Annotated in this window: 15 protein-coding genes; 3 read left to right on the forward strand and 12 right to left on the reverse strand. The window is 55.2% G+C overall.

Annotation, left to right across the window (positions count from 1 at the left end; translation table 11 throughout):
• Positions 1–114: 114 nt before the first annotated feature.
• Together A8990_RS21530 and A8990_RS21535 are read left to right on the forward strand one after the other, a co-directional pair.
• Complete coding sequence (locus tag A8990_RS21530; protein ID WP_116191116.1) at positions 115–5,631, forward strand: DUF7507 domain-containing protein; 5,517 nt, start codon at positions 115–117, stop codon at positions 5,629–5,631.
• A 78-nt stretch (positions 5,632–5,709) separates the two neighbouring features.
• Complete coding sequence (locus A8990_RS21535; RefSeq protein ID WP_116191117.1) at positions 5,710–6,879, forward strand: ROK family protein; 1,170 nt, start codon at positions 5,710–5,712, stop codon at positions 6,877–6,879.
• A gap of 102 nt (positions 6,880–6,981) precedes the next feature.
• Here A8990_RS21535 and A8990_RS21540 read toward each other — a convergent pair whose 3' ends face one another.
• The 11 genes from A8990_RS21540 to A8990_RS21590 all read right to left on the reverse strand — a co-directional run bounded on the left by A8990_RS21540 (position 6,982) and on the right by A8990_RS21590 (position 17,199).
• Entirely contained in the window at positions 6,982–7,533 is a 552-nt protein-coding gene (locus A8990_RS21540) for a zinc-binding dehydrogenase (RefSeq protein WP_116191118.1), read from the reverse strand.
• Positions 7,421–7,747: an alcohol dehydrogenase catalytic domain-containing protein gene (locus tag A8990_RS32810; RefSeq protein ID WP_116191119.1), complete on the reverse strand. Its 327-nt coding sequence runs from the start codon at positions 7,745–7,747 to the stop codon at positions 7,421–7,423. The genes A8990_RS21540 and A8990_RS32810 overlap by 113 nt, the downstream gene beginning before the upstream one ends.
• A 19-nt stretch (positions 7,748–7,766) precedes the next feature.
• On the reverse strand, positions 7,767–9,257 hold the full coding sequence (locus A8990_RS21550) for a substrate-binding domain-containing protein (protein ID WP_116191120.1): 1,491 nt from the start codon (positions 9,255–9,257) through the stop codon (positions 7,767–7,769).
• A gap of 125 nt (positions 9,258–9,382) precedes the next feature.
• Positions 9,383–10,306 (reverse strand): TauD/TfdA dioxygenase family protein, encoded by a 924-nt coding sequence (locus A8990_RS21555; RefSeq protein ID WP_116191121.1) that lies wholly within the window; start codon positions 10,304–10,306, stop codon positions 9,383–9,385.
• 18 nt (positions 10,307–10,324) lie between these two features.
• Positions 10,325–11,677 carry an LLM class flavin-dependent oxidoreductase gene (locus tag A8990_RS21560; RefSeq protein ID WP_116191122.1) on the reverse strand — a complete coding sequence of 451 codons (1,353 nt, stop codon included), beginning with the start codon at positions 11,675–11,677 and terminating at the stop codon, positions 10,325–10,327.
• Between the two features lie 36 nt (positions 11,678–11,713).
• Positions 11,714–12,571 carry an ABC transporter permease gene (locus A8990_RS21565; RefSeq protein WP_116191123.1) on the reverse strand — a complete coding sequence of 286 codons (858 nt, stop codon included), beginning with the start codon at positions 12,569–12,571 and terminating at the stop codon, positions 11,714–11,716.
• Complete coding sequence (locus A8990_RS21570) at positions 12,564–13,478, reverse strand: ABC transporter ATP-binding protein (protein ID WP_116191124.1); 915 nt, start codon at positions 13,476–13,478, stop codon at positions 12,564–12,566. Before A8990_RS21570 ends, A8990_RS21565 begins: the two co-directional genes overlap by 8 nt.
• A 24-nt stretch (positions 13,479–13,502) precedes the next feature.
• On the reverse strand, positions 13,503–14,567 hold the full coding sequence (locus tag A8990_RS21575; protein WP_116191125.1) for an ABC transporter substrate-binding protein: 1,065 nt from the start codon (positions 14,565–14,567) through the stop codon (positions 13,503–13,505).
• A gap of 187 nt (positions 14,568–14,754) precedes the next feature.
• Complete coding sequence (locus tag A8990_RS21580; RefSeq protein WP_116191126.1) at positions 14,755–15,981, reverse strand: MFS transporter; 1,227 nt, start codon at positions 15,979–15,981, stop codon at positions 14,755–14,757.
• A gap of 14 nt (positions 15,982–15,995) precedes the next feature.
• Positions 15,996–16,415, reverse strand: coding sequence for a GIY-YIG nuclease family protein (locus tag A8990_RS21585; protein WP_116191127.1), 420 nt, complete (start codon positions 16,413–16,415; stop codon positions 15,996–15,998).
• Between the two features lie 19 nt (positions 16,416–16,434).
• On the reverse strand, positions 16,435–17,199 hold the full coding sequence (locus tag A8990_RS21590; RefSeq protein WP_116191128.1) for a DUF2087 domain-containing protein: 765 nt from the start codon (positions 17,197–17,199) through the stop codon (positions 16,435–16,437).
• A gap of 190 nt (positions 17,200–17,389) precedes the next feature.
• Here A8990_RS21590 and A8990_RS21595 point away from each other — a divergent pair, with 190 nt between their 5' ends.
• A complete protein-coding gene (locus tag A8990_RS21595) occupies positions 17,390–17,908 on the forward strand; it encodes a hypothetical protein (protein WP_116191129.1) in 519 nt (172 codons plus the stop codon).
• Between the two features lie 33 nt (positions 17,909–17,941).
• Here the strand turns inward: A8990_RS21595 and A8990_RS21600 are convergent, their stop codons facing one another.
• The gene (locus tag A8990_RS21600; protein ID WP_116191130.1) at positions 17,942–18,133 is read right to left on the reverse strand and encodes a hypothetical protein; all 192 of its coding nucleotides are present in this window, start codon (positions 18,131–18,133) and stop codon (positions 17,942–17,944) included.
• Between the last annotated feature and the right edge of the window lie 265 nt (positions 18,134–18,398).

Here is an 18,398-nt window from a genome sequence, read left to right on the forward strand (position 1 = left end):
AACAAAGTATGTTTTTTCATCCAATTTTATTTGCATACAAGCATTCGCAGACACACCTAGGCATACCTTGTATGTAGCTTATTTCGACACTCATTCAGGAGGCGAACAGCAACTATGGCCTGCGGCAACTTAGGCGTAGCAAACGATTTTAATGTGTTCGTGTTCGGCAATCATAAACAATCGTTCGTTGACTCGGGCGGGCGTGTCGCTGTTGGCGGCAAAGCAACCTATGACAGCTACGGAATTGGTTCAGCACTGCCCGTCTCGCAGACAAGAGCGGATCTGATTGTCGGTGATTCTATGGATATTACAAGCGGCACGAACTTCTCCGGCAATAGCGTCATCAGCCCTACTGGAACAATTATAAAATACACCATGACGAACAATAACCATGTAACTGGCCAGCCTCTCCGGGGTACGCCTGTCGACTTCGCAGCCGCTCGCCAATACTTGACTTGCGCATCTACCTCATGGGGCAGCCTCAGTCCAAACGGAACTGCTCAAGTTAATTTTGGCCAAATCACACTGACCGGGAGCAGTTCTGCACTGAACATATTCACGATTAACGGGAACAATGTAGCCGGCTCTGGCGTGTCGCTCACCTCTGCGAATGGCATTAATATCGTTGCCCCGCTTAACTCCACGATACTCATCAACATTACTGGCACAAGCGTCGGGTTCGGCAGCTATGCCATCTTCAGAAACGGAGGTCAGTCAACGCCGGCCCATGGTGCGCTTATTCTGTGGAACTTCTTCCAAGCGACGAACGCGTTCAACCTCAATCTATCGATCAAAGGCTCCGTGCTCGCACCTTTTGCAGCTTGGAGCGCTTCCGGCTATGGCAACATCGACGGCACGCTTGTCGCTGCCTCGCTCGCCAATACGACCGGCTCCATCGAAGAGCATAACGTGCCGTTCACCGGTTGTTTGCCGGAAGTAGCCTGCACGCCGAGGCTTACGCTTGCGAAGACGGTCAATGGCGGAAGCTCCGTCACGGGCCTTCCAGGAACGCCGCTCACTTATGTGATCACCGTAACGAACTCAGGCATCGGCACCTTGTCGAACATCCAGGTCAATGACCCTCTGCTAAACTTCCAGCAGACGATCCCTCAGCTCCCTGCCGGGAAATCGATGCAGTTCACCATTCAGTCCGAAATTCAACAAGGCCCTCCGGGCAGCAGCTATCAGAATACCGTAACGGCGCAAAGCAGCTTAACCCCTCCACAATCGGCATCCGTCACAATCACGATCGAACAAGGAACCATCATCGCCGATTTTCACAAGTCTGTTCAGCCTTCGGAAGCTATGCCCGGGGATGGAGTGATCTACACCTTCACCGTCGATATTCCGCCATTCGCCACGCTGAACAACGTTCGCCTGGTCGACCCGACGCTCGGCATCGATATGACGTTCCCTTCGTTTACAGGCGGACAGCTGCTGCAAGTGCCTTTTACGATACCGGCCAATGCTCCGATCGGCAGCAATTTCGTCAATACCGCCACAGTGACTGCCAGCAACCTGTCTGCGCCGTTAACGGATTCCGCCTCTGTATTCATTACCGAAACTCCCTCCGTTACCTTGTCCAAAGAAGCCGATACCGCCACTGCGATCCCTGGGCAAACGATATTCTATACGATCACGGTCACCAATACATCCAAAGCGACAACGTTATTCAATCTGACACTGACAGATCCGCTGCTTCAGCTGTCTCAGACTATTACCAAGCTGGATCCGCAAACCTCGGTCGTCTTTAACGGCATGTACACGGTACCGCCGTTAACCCCTGCAGGCGCGGTCATCCATAACACGGCAACACTCGTATCCACGCTGGGTACGGAAACGGCAAGCACGAACGTGCTCATCACGCCGGCACCGATGGTAACGATCACGAAAACACCGAGCGCGCAGCTCGTCCCCCCCGGCTCTGTTGTGGAATACACCATCGTGGTCACCAATACAGGCAATATTCCGTTGACGAACGTCACGATTAGCGATCCGGAGCTGTCCTATTCTGAAACGATCCCAGTTCTGCCTATTGGCGTACAGCATCTGGCCGTCGTCCCGTTCGTCATTCCGCTCGGTACCCCTGCGGGCACGAAGCTATTCAACACTGCGCTTGTCACGACGGACCAGACGTCGACTGCTACGGCTACGGCCGAAGTGAGCGTCGCGGCTGTCTTCAGCTTGTCGGTCCTGAAAACAGTCGACCCTACGACGGCACTGCCGGGTGAAACGGTACTGTTCTCCATTGTCGTCACGAATACTTCCAATACCATACTGACGAACGTCGTTATCACCGATCCGCTGCTGCTGCTGAACGAGACGATTCCGGTCCTTGAAGCAGAAGGCTCGGTAATCTTCGATATCCCTTACACCATACCGGCCGGTATGCCGGCTGGCTCGCTGCTGATCAACACGGTAACCGCCGATTCCGATCAGACACAGCCGCAATCAGCTTCCGTTCAAGTCGTTATCGGCTCAGCGCCATCACTCGCATTGAATAAGACGGTCACGCCAACCAGCGGCCTGCCAGGAACTCCGATTACCTACACCTTCACCGTGGTCAACACAGGCAACACACCGCTCACTGCGGTGCGCGTGCAAGACCCGCTCCTTGGCGTTGATACGACCATTCCGAGCATCCCGATTGGCGGGCAATCCAGCTTCGACGTCCCTTCGAACATTCCGGCTCTGCCGCCTGGAACAATCGTTCACAACATAGCAACTGCCGTTTCGGCGGAGACGCCAACACCGGTATCGGCCGATGCTTATGTTACAGTGGGCACCCCGCCGACACTTACGCTAACGAAGTCGGTAAGCGATGCGACGGCTCTGCCGGGAGAAACGGTAACCTTCACCATCACGCTGGTCAATACGTCTGCCATCACATTGACGAATGTCCATCTGGTCGATCCTTTCTTCTTCGTCGACTATACGTTTGATTCGCTCGAAGCCGGTGATTCGAGAATCATAGAAGCCGATTTCACGATTCCGCCAGGCACAATTGCGGGTACCGTATTCACCAACGTCGCAACCGTATCTTCCGACCAGACGCCGCCGATATCGGCCGATGCTTCGATCACAACCGAAGGCTTCTTCGATCTGGCTGTTGCCAAGACCGTTAACTTCGCAACGGCACTGCCAGGGCAGACCGTCGAATTTACGCTCGAAGTCGCCAATACAGGCAATACAACGCTCTTTAACGTAACCGTCAGCGACCCGTTCCTGGGCTTCCAAACCGTGATTGCCGAGCTCCAGCCAGGAGGCGTCCAAACCTGCATGCTGCCGTTCACCATTCCCGCGGACGCCGTTCCGGGAACGACCTACACCAATACAATTACCGCGAGCACAGCCGAGACCGGAGACCATTCCGCTAGTGCATCTGTTGTCGTTGTGCCGATTCCGCCCGGTGAAATCAAGGTCCAGAAGCTCGTCAGCACGTTAACGGCGAGCCCTGGCGAGACGATTTTCTACACCATACTCGTGTACAACGCTTCGTCCGGCCTCGTGACCAATATTCAAATTAACGATCCGGTCATCGGCGTAAGCGAAACCGTCGCCGAACTGCCTCCCAACAGCTTGTATACGTTGAGTGCAACATACGTCATACCTGCAGGGACGCCTGGCGGAACGGTCATCACGAACACCGTAACTGTGGCAGCGCTCGGCGAGACGCAGCAGGCCAGCGTAAGCGTGACGGTAAACGACGTGCCAGCCCTGGCGATCACGAAAACCGCGGATCCGGTGACAGCCTCGCCAGGCGATATCGTCAATTACACCATTACGGTGCAAAACGCGGGCAACGTGCCGTTAACGAACGTAGTGGTAACCGATGCCGCGCTAGGCTTCTCTACTGTCATTCCCGAGCTTGCCATCGGCGCCAGCCAATCGCTGGTTGTGCCGTTCGTCGTGCCTGCCCTGCCGCCTGGCACGATCATTACGAATACGGCGTCCGCCACCGCGGATCAGGTGCCGACTCCTGTCACGGCATCCGCTTCGATCAGCGTCGATACACCGGCGAGCATATTCCTTGAGAAAACGGTAACGCCAAGCTTCGCCGCTCCTGGCGAGACGGTTGTCTTCACCATCGAAGCAGTCAACACCTCGGGAATTACGCTGACGAATGTTGTGATTGTTGATGAGCTGCTCGGCTTGTTCATCCAGGCACCGCTCGTACCGGCAGGTTTATCCAGGACGATTGTGGTTGACTACACGATTCCGCCGGAAACGCCAGCAGGCACCGTCATTACGAATGCGGTGACGGTGACGAGCGATCAGACATTGCCAGCCTCGTCAGAGGCATCTGTGACAGTAACGCCAGCGCCTGCCCTCACGGTGCGGAAGATAGAGAGCCAGTCGACGGCCTTCCCTGGCGAGACGGTCAACTATACGATCATCGTCACGAATACCGGAAACGAGCCGTTGACGAACATTCATCTAACGGATTCCCTGCTCGGTCTCAACCAAACGGTCACACTTCTGAACCCGCAGAACACCTTCACGATGGATGTGCCGTTTGAGGTTCCATCATCCGGACTTACTGCCGGTGCGAGGGTGTTCAACACCGTCGTCGCAACCTCCGATCAGTCCGATCCCGCCTCCGCGACGACGAACTTGACGATCTTGCCGGTCTACTCAATTGATGTCCTCAAAACGGCCACTCCGGCCGAAGCGCTGCCAGGTGCAGTCATCACGTTCGAAACTACCGTTACGAACACCTCGAATACCGTGTTGACGAATGTGGAGCTTAGCGATCCTCTGCTCTCTATTTCCGAGACGGTAACGACACTGGATGTCGGCGAGTCCTTCACTCTCGTAGCGGAATATACCGTTCCGGCAAGGACGCCTGCCGACAGCTTCATCACTAACGTCGTCACAGCCAATTCGAGCGAGACGCCGCCATCGACAACAAGCAGCTCCGTCCTCGTCCTGCCTGATCCTCGGCTCAGTCTTACCAAATTGCTGCCGCCGATCGGACTGCCGGGCCAGCAGCTTGACATGACTTTGTTTTTTATTAACTCCGGTAACCTCACGCTGCATAACATACTTCTGGTCGATGGACCGCTAAGATTCCATCTGGAGGAGTTGGTGCCAGGGGCAAGCGAGATCGGTCAGCTCTGGTTCAGCATTCCGACGGATGCACAGCCAGGCTCACAGATTGTGAATACCGCTGTCATCACGTCGAATGAAACGGCACCAGTTGAAGCAAGTCAGACTGTCAACGTTGTAGGGCTCCTAATCGAGAAGTCTTCAAGCTCCTTATCCGTCAACGTCCGTGATACCATCACGTACAATGTGATCGTGCGTAACCCAACCCCATATCCAGCACAAAATGTCGTGCTCCGCGACCCACTGCCGGGCGAAGCGGTGTTCGTATCTGGCAGTGTCTGGGTGAATGGTGAACGTCTGGTCGATGCTTCGCCAGGTGCTGCCGGCATTCCGATTGGCACCATCGCAGCCGGTGCCTATACAACCGTGTCGTTCAAAGCGAGGCTGAAGGAGGAGCCGCCGGGCGGCAAGCTGGATAATCAAGCGAATGCCAGCTTTACGTTCACAGCCGGTACAACAACGGTCAGCGGCACATCACTGTCGAACATCTGGACTGTCCGCGTCTTTGACGAAGAGGAATAAAAAGATGCAAGTTCCACTTCCTCGTGGTAAAATCGTTTCCAAATCATCGCAAGAGGCGGATTCGGGGGAAGTAGTGGCATGGCGATTAAGAAGACAGGAGATCTGACGCTAGTCAAAAAAATCAATACAGCCATCGTGTTGGAGGCGGTGCTGCGTCACGCGCCTCTCTCACGCGCGCAAATTTCGGAGCTCACTGGACTGAATAAAGCGACGGTATCCAGCTTGGTTCAGGATTTGATTGACCGCCATCTCGTCATCGATATCGGTCCTGGTGAATCGAGCGGCGGGCGCAAGCCCAACATGCTATTGTTCCATGCTAGAGCGGGCTATGCGGTCGGCATCGATCTCGGCGTCAATTATATTCGCGGCATCCTTACCGATCTCGAGGGGAAGGTCATCGTAGAACGGACGCTGCCGCTCCATACTCAGCAGCAGGATAAAGTTATCAATCAGCTCATCGCCTGCATCGAAGGGCTGAAAACCGCGATACCGACCAGCCCGTACGGATTGGTCGGTATCGGAATCGGCGTGCCAGGCATCATCAACGACGAGGGGACGATTCTGTTCGCGCCGAACCTGTCGTGGTCGGACGTGCCGCTGCGCGCCATGATCGAGGAACAGTTCGGCGTTCCGGTAATGATCGACAACGAAGCGAATGCCGGTGCTCAAGGCGAGCAGAAATACGGGGCGGGCCGGGGCATCGCGACACAAATCTATGTTAGTATCGGCATCGGTATCGGCAGCGGCATCATTCTTGACAAGGAGCTGTATAAAGGGGCATCCGGCTTCTCCGGCGAGCTCGGCCATCTGTCCATCGAAGCCGGCGGCAAGCCTTGCCGATGCGGCAATCATGGCTGCTGGGAGCTGTATGCTTCGGAGAATGCGCTGCTTGCTCAGGCGCAGGCTGCGTCGCTTGGCTTCGACGACTTGGACAGCTTGCTGGAGGCAGCCGAGAAAGGCAATGCGGATGTCATCGCCTTGTTCAAGGGAATTGGCGAATGGATCGGGGTAGGGATCGCGAACATCGTCAACATCTTCAATCCGGACGTCGTCATTATCGGCAACCGGATGAGACGCGCCGAAGCTTGGATTCGCGAATCGATCGCCGAGAGCGTCGAAAGACGCGCACTGGCGTATCACCGCGGACAGCTGCGGATTCTGTATGCGGAGCTTGGCGACAAGTCCGCCGTGCGCGGAGCTGCGCATTACGCGATATCGGCGTTTCTGGTGAAGATGAAGGATAGCTAGCTGCCAGCTAAATCTAGCTGCAGCGTGCACGCTAACGGTTGCCAGAAACATGGATAAGGGGCTGTACCTACTGGAGGTACAGCCCCTTTGCACGTTCATTAACTAGACAGCGAGAATAATCTTCCCTTGCTGAATTTCAGCCCGCACCAGACGCTGGAAGCTAAGCGGTCCTTCTTCGAGGGGACGTTCTATCGTCCAGCCCTCCTCGGTCACTTTGCCCGCAGTCAGCAGCTGCAGCGCATCGGCGAAATCCTGCGGCGTGTAGCAGAACGAGCCGAGCACATTCGTCTCGCTGCGGATCATATCGTTGATCGGCAGCGGCGTTTCCGCATGGCCGAGACCGATATTCATAATCGTGCCGCCGCTGTTCACGATCGCTTTGGCCAGCGCGCGCGTGACGGTAAAGCCTGCGGCATCGATCACGATATCGATGCCCTTGCCTCGCGTCGCCGCCTTCATCGCGGCGATCGACGACTCGCTCGTGCTGTCAACCGCTCCATCGAAGCCAAGCGCAGCCACCTGCGCCACCTGGAGAGGATTATTATCCAGCAAGTAGACATGGTTCGCGCCGAGCAGGCGCGCGGTGAAACCGCACAGCAAGCCGATTGCGCCAGCGCCGATGACCGCGACGTTGCCGAGCGGCACGGTCGCCATCGCTCTTCGCGCAGCGCGCAGCGAACAGGCAAGCCGCTCCGTTAAGGCGGCGCTTATAGGAGAGCGAATCCGGGATGCGCGTCACCTGCGAGGCCGGGGCCGCGATCCTCTCCGCGTAAGCGCCTGGCCTGTGGATGCCGATAATCTGCCGGCGATCGCACAAATTCGTCTGCCCGCGAACGCAGCGCGGGCATGAACCGCAGTAAATAAGCATTTTAACAAAATGTATACTTTTATACCGTTATTCCGACAACAGTCGTGCTATTTCGTACGAGCAGCTTCGGCACAATCTCTTCCTTCACCCAATGCTCCTGCATGTCCTTCTCACTCCACGGTCGCAGCAGTAACTCAACAGCCCGCTTGCCCATCCGCTCCGTATTCTGGTTAACGGTTGTCAGCGCCGGAGACGTATAGCGGCTTTGCACGACATTATCATAGCCGACGATGCTCAGCTGCCCAGGAATCGCAATGCCTTGCTCTTTCCCTGCCCGGATCGCTCCGAACGCCTTATAATCACTGGTTGCGAAGATAGCCGTCGGCTTATCCGGCAGCGCAAGCAGCTGCTTCGTGCCTTCGTAGCCCATCTCCTCCAGCTCCTCGTTGCCTGCCATAACGGAGACTAGCGACTCGTCAAAAGCAATGCCGTGCTGCGTAAGCGCAAGCTTGTAACCTTGAAGCCGCAGCGAGAATTCCTGATTAATATCGATAAGCGAGTTGCCGGTTACGATGATGCCGATCCGCCGGTGACCCAGTGAGACTAGATGCTCGGTCGCCAAATAACCTCCGGTTAAATTGTCCACGATGACGTATGGGATGTTCAGCTGCGGGAAGAAGAAATGCGCAAGCACCATGCGAAGCCCGGCATCCTTCCAGCTTCGGAGCTGGTCGATGGAGATGTTGTTCGCGCCAGGCGCACCAGCTATGCCACGAAAAAAAAGACCGCTATCCCCTTTAAGGGAACTGCGGTCTGTTGTTACAGAGGCTTGCGGCTCGACGAGAGGTTTCACTTTCTGCTTGAACAGCTTCCGAAATTGTTCCGTACTTTCAAAATTATATATATTTCCGCCGTTGTATAAGGTGAAGTAGCGGCCTTCTCGGTCAAACTGCAGCTGCAGCTCGCTGAATCGAGCTTGCTTATGACTCTGCCTGAGCTCGATGGTGATGTTCGGTTCCGACAGCATAGGAACGATCCCGAACCCGGACTCGATTGAGCTTGAAGCAGCAAGCTCCTTGTACAACTCCACACTTTCTGGCTCCTTCTCCACAAGTAAAGCCCGCACCTTATTGTCGTAGTCCAGCACCGTCATATTAAAGCCTTGCTTCGTCGGATCAAGGTTACGATTCAAGTAAGTGGATATCTTATGCGGCGGGTCTACCAGCTCGTCAAGCCGTTCCGCCAGCGGGTAGAAGCTGAACAGAAACAGCATGCCGCCGAACAGTATTGCCGTTTGTTTAACCGGACGATTGTGCTGCGTTCGCCGCATCATCATATATGCGATCAACAAGCCGAGCGGCAATGCGAAGTGATCGATGCGGAAAGTAAACACCGACAGAAACACATAGCCGAGCAGCTTCAAGAAAAACAACGGCTCCGTCGCGCGAGATTTGCGACCGGTCACCCATGCAATAACTGCCGCGATCAGCATCAGGCCATAACTTATGACGAGTGTATAGATATTGGCTTCATGGGAGGGAGCATATTCGTGCGGTACGATAATCTTCACCGTCCTTTTCGCGCGGATTTATTCGTTATGGTCCATCATAGCAAATAATCCGCCAGAGAAGGAAAAAAATCCTCTGGCAGCGAAGCGGCTGCCAGAGGCTCTCTACTTGTTCCAGCTTGCTGCAGTTACACAACCGACGGTACCCTCTTGCGAGTTACGCTGGAACGTCCATCGATGCTGACCGGCACATCGCCATCAACCGTTACACGACGAACGATACGATGCTGGTCTCCATAGTCGTTCACCGCATAATGCTGCGTCGCCCGGTTATCCCAGATGACGACATCGCCTTCGGACCAACGCCAGCGGACTGTATTTTCCAGCTTCGTGATATGGTTCTGCAGCAGCGAGAACAGCTGCGCCGAGTCGGCGGTCGACAAGCCGAGAATCCGTTTCACGAAATGACCGAGCACAAGTGTGCGCTCTCCTGTCTCAGGATGTACACGTACGAGCGGATGCTCCGACTCATACACCGTGGATGCGAATACTTCGCGGTGCTTCTTGAGTGCCTCTTCGTCCACCGCCTTGCTGCGATATGCAGCATAATCGTATTCGTTCGAGTGGACTGCCCACAATCCGTCGACGAGCTTCTGCAGCTCTGCAGGCAAATAATCATACGCCGCTGCCGTGTTCGCCCATACCGTATCGCCGCCCGCTTCCGGCACGACGACTGCACGTAGAATCGACGCTTGCGGATAGGCATCCACGAATGTAACATCCGTATGCCAGGAGTCCGCGCGACCGCCATGCGCCGAGTTCAGCTCGAGCACGTAATCCGTGCCCTGCTTGATCGGCACTGTCGGATGAGCCACCGGACTTCCTAACAAATTAGCGAACGCCTCTTGTCCCGCGTCATCCAGCTGATGCTGGCCGCGGAAGAAGATGACTTTATGCTTCAGCAGTGCTTCCCGAATGAAGCTTACCGTTTCTTCGGACAGCTCCGCAGACAGCGTCACGCCTCGAATTTCCGCACCGATTCTGCCCGCTACCGGACGGACCTCGAAATTGACATTCGTTTCGGCCGCTTCATTACGCTCGACTTGGCTCATGATTTTGGCCTCCTATTATTAGATAATTTGGCTGTTCTTATTCGATTGCACAGCGAACTGATTAACCGGGCGGCTAAGCCCAAAATGCTCCCGAAGCGTGCTGCCCTGATACTCGGTGCGGAACAATCCTCTGCGCTGAAGCTCCGGCACAACCTGCGACGCAAACTCCTCCAAGCCGGCCGGCAAATATGGCGGCATCACATTGAAGCCGTCGCTGCCTCCTTGCGTGAACCACTCCTCCAGCTGATCGGCCACCTGCACGGCAGTCCCGGCAAAGACGCGGTGTCCGCGGCCTCCGGCAAGACGGTGAATGAGCTGGCGGATCGTCAGCTTCTCCCGTCCCGCAAGATCCGCAACGAGCTGGAATCTGCTCTTGTTGCCGTTAATATCCGTAATGTTCGGCAGCTCCGGCAGCGGACCGTCCAGCGGATACGTGAACAGGCTGACACCAAGCATGTTGGAGAGCTGAGTCAGCCCGTACTCCGGCACCGTCAGCTCGTTGAGCTGCTGCTCCTTCTCCTTCGCCTCGGACTCCGTCGCGCCGATGACTGCGCAGATGCCAGGCAGGATCTTCAGCTGGTCAGGATTGCGACCATACTTGGCGACTCTTGCCTTCACATCGCGGTAAAACTGCTGGGCATCCTCGAGCGTCTGCTGCGCCGTGAAGATCGCCTCCGCGAACTGCGCGGCGAACTCCTTGCCGTCCTCCGACGAGCCGGCTTGCACGAGGACGGGATAGCCCTGCGGCGAACGCGGAATGTTCAGCGGTCCGCGCACATGGAACGTATCGCCCTCGTGCTGGATCGCCCTCACCTTCTCCGGCTGCGCGAACACGCCGGCTTCGCGGTCGATGACGATCGCATCGTCCTCCCAGCTGTCCCACAGGCCAGTCGTGACGCGGAGAAACTCATGCGCCCGCTCATAGCGCTTGTTGTGAGCGAGATGCTTCGCGCTGCTGAAGTTGCCGGCTTCGAAGTCGCTGCCCGACGTGACGATGTTCCAGCCCGCGCGCCCTTTGCTAATGTGATCGAGCGAAGCGAACTTGCGCGCGACATGGAACGGTTCGTTGTACGTCGTCGAGACGGTGCCGATCAGCCCAATCTGCTGCGTCACCGCGGCGAGCGCGGACAACAGCGTGAACGGCTCCAGCCCCACGAACGCGCCGTGCTTAATGTTGTTGCTCACCGCCAGGCCATCCGCCAGGAAGAGCGAGTCGAACTTCGCCTGCTCCGCGATTTGGGCAATCCGCTGGAAGTAGGCGATATCTGTAATGCGGTGCGGCTCCGTTGCGGGGTGCCGCCATGCCGCTTCGTGGTGACCTGCGTTCATAATGAATACGTTGAGGTTCATCTGCTGCTTTTGCTTGCTCATCTTACTTTCACGCACCTTTCATTTCTTCAAAATCAATTAATCGCCGTAGGTCTGTTTCCACGCCGTTAATTTCCGCTCGATGGTCAAGATGACATAATTGAGAATGAGGCCAATGACGGAAATCGAGATAATGCCTGCGTACATCTCAGGGATTTGAAAGCTGAACTGCGTATATTGGATGAGATATCCGAGGCCAGACTTCGCCCCGACCATCTCTGCAGCAACAAGAACAAGAATGGAAGCCGCTCCAGACTGGCGGATACCGATGAAGATTGTTGGCACTGCAGCCGGAATAATAACTTTGCGGAATAGTGCGATAGAGGATAGCCCCATCGACTTCGCCGACTTGATGAGCAGCGGATCGACGTTCTTCACGCCGCTGATCGTGTTAAGAAGCAGCGGGAAGAAGCAGGCGTAGAAGACGATGGAAATCTTCGACGTCTCGCCAAGTCCGAGGAGCAGGATGAATACGGGCAGAATCGCAAGCGGCGCGGTGTTGCGCATCACTTCGAGCAGCGGATTCAGATAGGCGGCGACCGGCTTCCACCAACCGATTGCCAGGCCGATCGGGATGCTGATCACGAGCGCCAGCAAGAATCCGCCTAGCGAGCGGCTTAAGCTCGCTTCCGCATGCGCAGCCAGATCGCCGGATAGGAGCAGGTGCCACCATGCTTTGAGCACCGTGGAGAGCGGCGGGAAGAAGGTGATGTCGACGAGCCCTGAACGCGGCGCGATTTCCCATAACGCGAGGAATGCGGCAATGACGATCAGGTTGCGAAACCATTGCTGTACTTTAGCTGCCGCCGCTCGAAGCAAAATTCCAGCAGGCTGGCTTCCCGCCCGCTTCTTCTCCACCTCGTAGCGCGCAAGTACTTCACTTGAGGACTTAGCCATCAATACCCGCTCCTTTGCCTGCTGTTTTCTTGCCCGGCGCAGTCAGACTTTTGCTCTTCTCCTGCTCTTGTGCCCGCGACACTTCATCTTTCAACAAATCCCAAATCTGATGGCGAATCCTCACGAACTCGGGATTTGACCGCAGATCCTCTTCCGTCGTTCTCGACTCGAAAGGCACTTCGATAATCTCTTTAATCCGCCCCGGTCTCGACGTCATGACCGCTACACGCTGCCCGAGATAGACCGCCTCTTCAATACCATGCGTGATGAAAATAATCGTTTTCTTCGTCGCTTCCCATATTCGCAGCAGCTCCGACTGCAGCGTCTCCCGCGTCTGTGCGTCAAGCGCCGCGAAAGGCTCATCCATGAGCAGCACCTCGGGGTCGTATGCAAGGCTGCGCGCAATGGCAATGCGTTGCTTCATACCGCCGGAGAGTTCATGCGGATAGCGATGCTCGAAGCCCGCCAATCCTACGAGATGAATATATTTGCGGGCAATCTCGCCGCGCTGCTTGCGGGGAACCCCTTTCGCCTCAAGACCAAACTCAACATTCGCCAGCGCCGTCTTCCACGGAAAGAGCGCATATTGCTGGAACACGATGCCCCGGTCGAGATTCGGTCCGGTAATCGGCTTGCCGTCGATAAGAATTTGACCGCTGTTCGGCTTCGTGAGGCCAGCCAGCAAATCGAGCAGCGTCGACTTCCCGCAGCCGCTCGGCCCAACGATAACCATGAACTCTCCCGGTTTCACGCCCAAATTGATATCCTGTAGCGCCGAAACCGGCTGATGATCCTCCTTGAGATGGGTCAAATTCCGCTTGATGCGGAAAGACTTGCGTACATGCTGAAGGCTGATTTTCGCAATCGCTAGATTCGCTTCTAGTGTTTCTTTCGCCTCTGTCGTCATCGCAGCCCGCTCCTTTCGCCTGATTTATTTGGCATCCGCGTCGTTCTTGTACGGGTTGAACTCATTGGTGTACAGGTCCTTCGCCTGCAGCTCCCCTTCTTTCAAGTTGCCTTCCTTCACCAGCCAGTCGATCCACGTTTGAAATTCCTTATCTTCAATGTAGCCGCCCTTGCCTGCAACGCCCGTGCTCTTCCAGAACTTGATCGCGGCGGCATCCTCCTTGCGGCCCCTCTTCTCGATGATGCTCTCGAACCTTGCCACCACTTCATCCTTCGGCGTCGTACGCGCCCACTCGATCGCCTTGGCCGTCGCTTCTACGAACTTGCGGGAGGCGTTCGGATTGTTCTTGATGAACTTGTTCGTCAGCACATAGCTGCCTGCGCTGAACGTGCCGAACAGATCTTTGTCTTTGAATAATGGATGGATGCCGCCGCGTTCCTCTGCTTTATCCCGAAGAATTCCGCCAAGCGCCGCAACGTCGATCTGTTTCGCTCTGAGCGTCTGCTCGGTAGTCACCGGAGGCACCACGACGAGCGTCACCTGATCAATCTCTTCCTTGGTCAGCCCTGCACGGTGCAGGTACTCTTTAATGACAAATTCATGGTGCGCGCCAAGCGTATTCACCGCGATTTTCTTCCCGATCAGATCCTTCGCTGACTTAATTGGGCTATCGTCGAGCACGTAATATCCCGTCCACGTCTGATCGTCCACGCCGTAGTAGGAGATGACGGACTTGATCGGCGCTTTCGCAGCCAGCAGCTTCACGATCGCCCCGTTGAACGCCCCGCCAAAATCGGTGTCTCCCGTCACAACGGACTGAATATCCTGCGGACCGCTGATCGTATTGCCGATGAACTTGAGCTTCAGCGGCGCAAGGTAGCCAAGATCCTCCGTCAGCTCGGGGAATGAGACAGATCCGACCGAGCCTTGATAGCGCAGCTCCGTTACTTCCAGAGCCTCTTTGTCGCTCGGATTCGCCGAAGCCGTCGTCGACGTTGTTTTGGCGCCGCAGCCGGATAAAACAAGGGATGAAGCGATAATGAGAGCAAAAGCGGATAAAGCCGATTTCTTCGCAAAATAAGTTTTCATAAGCGATACCTCCACCTTCTTGGTCGTCGTCGGAAGGATAAAAAAAAGAGACGCATTCATCTCTTTGATGAACGGTCTCTCTCCGGATATCCGGTGGATTAATTATTATATCCCTATCGACTTACTATGATTTAACCTGATAATACCTGCTGACCATTTCCATGTCAACAGGTATTTTTGGAAAAATTTATGCGCTCAAGCTCGTCGCCGGCTTCTCCGGCGCTTGCTGTTTGAAGAGCGGCAGCAGTGAAAGCGTACCCGCCAGCATGAACAATGCGGAGATCGTATAGATGACGGTGAGCGGCAAAATCGTCTTCATCGGACCGGCAATCGCCATCATCAGCACCATTGCCCCCATATACATCGGACCCATGATACCGCTGACGCGCCCGATGAAAGCAGCCTCGGACCATTTCAACATTATCGTATTGATTGAGATATGAATCATCGGGAAGATCATTCCCATGAACAGCTGCAGAACGAGCGTAAACGGAACGTTCGTGGAATAGCCGACGCCGATCGTGCCGACCGTGCAGACAGCCAGGGCGAGCGCGAGCATTTTGACGGGTGCCATCTTCTTCGCCAGCACTGCAACGCCTGCACCTCCGACGAGCATGCCGATTCCGCTAACCATGAGCACATATTGGAGGAACTCTTTTGGCTGGCCGAGCCGCTCCGTTACGACGAATATCCCCATCGTTTGGCCGAGGCCGCCGGACAATCCGGCAAGCAGGAACGTGATGCACATCGTGCGAAGGACTCTGCTGCCCCACACATAGCGGAGACCATCCTTCATCTCGGAGATGACCGTCGTCTGCTTCGCTTCCGCCGAAGACTCGATCACTTCATCGCGCGGGATGCGGATGAGGACGAGCGCGGACAGCAAGCTCGCGACGCCCATAACGGCGATCGAGACGTGGATGCCGAAGTTCTGGAACACGATCGTTCCGATGGACGGACCTGCGATCATGAAGAGCGCCATTAACGTCTGGAAAATCCCCATCGCGCTTTGCAGCTGCTCCTGCGGCACATAGCGTTTGAACAGCTTCATCGATGAAGGGGCGGAGAATTGAGAGAGCGTCGCTGACAGGAATGTGGCCAGATAGACCGCTGCCCATGATTCATAAATAAGCGCAAGCAGCACGACGCCAACAGCCGCAGCCGACAGGAAGTCGCACCAAATCATCGTTCTGCGCGGGCGCCAGCGATCGGCGAACGTGCCGCCGATGAAGGCAAACAGGAAGATCGGCGCGAATTCCGCGACCGAGATAAGCGATACGGCAATGGGATCATTGTCCGTCTTCTCCGTTACATAGAGCAAGATGGCAAAGTTTCGGACCCATATCCCGATTTGCAGCAAAATATTGGACATTAAAACGGTTTGGAAAAAACGATTGCGAAACAAGATGTTCATTCCCCTTTATTGTTCTATTTGGGCGGCTTATTATAGCCGTTCGGGATGTACGTCTGCTGCTCCTGAAGCCACTTCTGCTCCAGCTTCTTCAGCGCCTCCCGGTAAGACTGGACGACGGATCTGTTAAGTATTGACGTGCCCGGAACAAGCGAATCCTTGTAATCATTGCGTACTTCATCGCCGAGCTTCAGGCGTTCCAGCTCTTCGAAGCGAAAATCTGCGCCAGCCTGCTCCTTGTACTCCTTCTGCAGTTCGCTGTTCGGGTGACCGCCCATGTCGAGCGTGAATTTCTCGCGCTGCCAGGCCGATTCGATCGTCGAGGAAGAAGCGATATATCGCTTGCCGTTGCGGTCATTTACAATCTGATAAACGCCCATCGCGCGCTGCTTCATGCCGAATTCATTTTGCAATTCCTTGCGTCTGTTCACTGTCATGCGGGTAATCCTCCTTCAGTTATACATTCAGCCAGTACGTGCTTCCATCGCTCTCGCGATTAAGAAACCCGTAATCGACCAAATAACGTCTTAACGTTACAAACTCCTCGGGCATGAACCGTCTGAGCAGCTCGTTGACCTCTGTTTCCTTGTACTTGCGGCCTTTCTTGAACGCTGTCGCCACATGGCGGAGCAGCGCGGCTTTGCGCTTCTCTTTGCGAGGCAGTCCGGTAAGCGGACCTGCTAATCCCTGCGGCAAATACTTGGCTAGCAGCGCATTGTAATCGTCTCTGGTAAGCGCGTACCGTTCGTCTACGAGCGGCGCGGTACGGTGAACGGGCACGAATTTCTGGCCGGCTGGAAGTCCGCCGTCCATCAGCTCCATAATGGCAAGGAACAGCTTCGCTTGCTTCGCCTTCTCTTTGAGCGCGAAACGATGGTTTCGGATCGTCGAGGCGCTGCCGCCGCCCGTCAGTGTAACCGTGTCAGCGTCGGAAGTGCCTGCTGCGAATGCGCCGATGAGCTGCTTCTGCAGGTCGGTTAGACCTGTAAGCTTCTTATCTAATCCGAGCAAGTATTCCAGCATTGATCCATGCTTCTTCGCGATATGCTCAGCAACCGCTTTATGGGCTTCCATGAGGCGCGTATCGACCTGATAAACAATGCCCTCCTCGAACTGTTCGCCGCATACGAGGCAGTAGTAGCTTTCCGTATCGGCATGATAAGCATAACCTTGCTTGAGCTCTGAGAAAGAAGCATTGTAGAACGAGTCCAGGATGTTCATGGTCAAACAACTCCGTATTTAGTTTATTTATACTATAGACATTATATCGATTTGTTTGTTATTTATCAACAGCGAGTGTGATTTGGATTAGGGGCGGGTTAGAGTGGAAACTCGCTATTGGCACGATCTGGCTGGAACATTTGAGCCATCCGGCTCGTCTGGAGAGAAGAGAGAATAGGGGGGTTATTCCATGAAACTTCGTAATCTGCTGCAGTGGCGCTGGGGGCTGCTGCTTCTGGTCGTTGCCGGTTCCATTGGTTGGGTTTTGAGCTTGCCTAATCCGAGAGAGTGGAAAACCCAAGTATCATCGAAAGTCCGTGAACTCGCGCAGGACTCGCTTCCTGTGTTCGTCGTTACGACCGGTGAAACGGTTATACCCGTAACTCAGAGCACTTACTGTTGGGGCAACCGCGGCTGTGCCGATTATGCATGGGGTAAAATGATGACGAAGCAGATTGAGCCAACTATCGTCGAAGCTGGGAGCACGATTCACATCGGTCTTGAAGACGTGGCCGCACCATCGATATTGAACGCACAGCAATTTCTTGATGATAATGGATATGAAATTGTAAAACTGGCGGACGGGGCATTCAAGGCTCCGACGGCTCGGGGAGTCTACCACTATGGCATATCCGCGTATTGGAAGACGGATGATGGCAAATATTCGAAAGGCGACAGCTCGGTTGTGTTTGTAATCGAGGTGAAATAACCGTGAAAATGAAGAATGACGATGATCCAAGCTTCAAGCCGCTTCGTTCCGCCGCTTAAAGCCTCGATCATCGTCATTCTTGGGAAGTACATATTTGCTGCGCTTATCCGGCTTAATCTGGGTGACCGGCTTCACTCCGTTCCAGCTTCCTCTCTGCAGTCTCGGGTCCATTCCGCCCTGCCTTAGCTTCTTCTCTAATCGTTTCCTCGATTCACTCTTCGCCATGCAATATGCACGCTCCTTAGTTGGTTGATCGACAGCTTGTGCTTGTGTGCTGTCTCTTATAGCTTACGCGATGGGAGCGGTTATGTTCAAGTCCGGGTTGGGATTGCAGCGGTGTGCAGGTGGTGCAACGCGGTGTCTGACTTCGCGCCCTATATCGCTGAACCACCGCTGCACTTTCGCGGTGGTTTAGCGATATAAGGCGCTCTGAGAGCGGGTTTCCACCTCTCTCAGAAGGCATTTTCGCGATTCTCGCCGCTGAAAGCGG

Origin of the sequence: Paenibacillus taihuensis, from assembly GCF_003386535.1 — a bacterium.
GTDB classification, from domain to species: domain Bacteria; phylum Bacillota; class Bacilli; order Paenibacillales; family Paenibacillaceae; genus Paenibacillus_Z; species Paenibacillus_Z taihuensis.

What these genes read in the sequence shown, in the direction of transcription:
- A8990_RS21600 (WP_116191130.1), bottom strand. Translation starts at nt 18,133, where the DNA reads ATGGCGAAGAGTGAATCGAGGAAACGATTAGAGAAGAAGCTAAGGCAG.
- A8990_RS21540 (WP_116191118.1), bottom strand. Translation starts at nt 7,533, where the DNA reads ATGGCGACCGTGCCGCTCGGCAACGTCGCGGTCATCGGCGCTGGCGCA.
- A8990_RS21530 (WP_116191116.1), top strand. Translation starts at nt 115, where the DNA reads ATGGCCTGCGGCAACTTAGGCGTAGCAAACGATTTTAATGTGTTCGTG.
- A8990_RS21585 (WP_116191127.1), bottom strand. Translation starts at nt 16,415, where the DNA reads ATGACAGTGAACAGACGCAAGGAATTGCAAAATGAATTCGGCATGAAG.
- A8990_RS21570 (WP_116191124.1), bottom strand. Translation starts at nt 13,478, where the DNA reads ATGACGACAGAGGCGAAAGAAACACTAGAAGCGAATCTAGCGATTGCG.
- A8990_RS21535 (WP_116191117.1), top strand. Translation starts at nt 5,710, where the DNA reads ATGGCGATTAAGAAGACAGGAGATCTGACGCTAGTCAAAAAAATCAAT.
- A8990_RS21560 (WP_116191122.1), bottom strand. Translation starts at nt 11,677, where the DNA reads ATGAGCAAGCAAAAGCAGCAGATGAACCTCAACGTATTCATTATGAAC.
- A8990_RS21590 (WP_116191128.1), bottom strand. Translation starts at nt 17,199, where the DNA reads ATGAACATCCTGGACTCGTTCTACAATGCTTCTTTCTCAGAGCTCAAG.
- A8990_RS32810 (WP_116191119.1), bottom strand. Translation starts at nt 7,747, where the DNA reads ATGCTTATTTACTGCGGTTCATGCCCGCGCTGCGTTCGCGGGCAGACG.
- A8990_RS21555 (WP_116191121.1), bottom strand. Translation starts at nt 10,306, where the DNA reads ATGAGCCAAGTCGAGCGTAATGAAGCGGCCGAAACGAATGTCAATTTC.
- A8990_RS21575 (WP_116191125.1), bottom strand. Translation starts at nt 14,567, where the DNA reads ATGAAAACTTATTTTGCGAAGAAATCGGCTTTATCCGCTTTTGCTCTC.
- A8990_RS21580 (WP_116191126.1), bottom strand. Translation starts at nt 15,981, where the DNA reads ATGAACATCTTGTTTCGCAATCGTTTTTTCCAAACCGTTTTAATGTCC.
- A8990_RS21595 (WP_116191129.1), top strand. Translation starts at nt 17,390, where the DNA reads ATGAAACTTCGTAATCTGCTGCAGTGGCGCTGGGGGCTGCTGCTTCTG.
- A8990_RS21565 (WP_116191123.1), bottom strand. Translation starts at nt 12,571, where the DNA reads ATGGCTAAGTCCTCAAGTGAAGTACTTGCGCGCTACGAGGTGGAGAAG.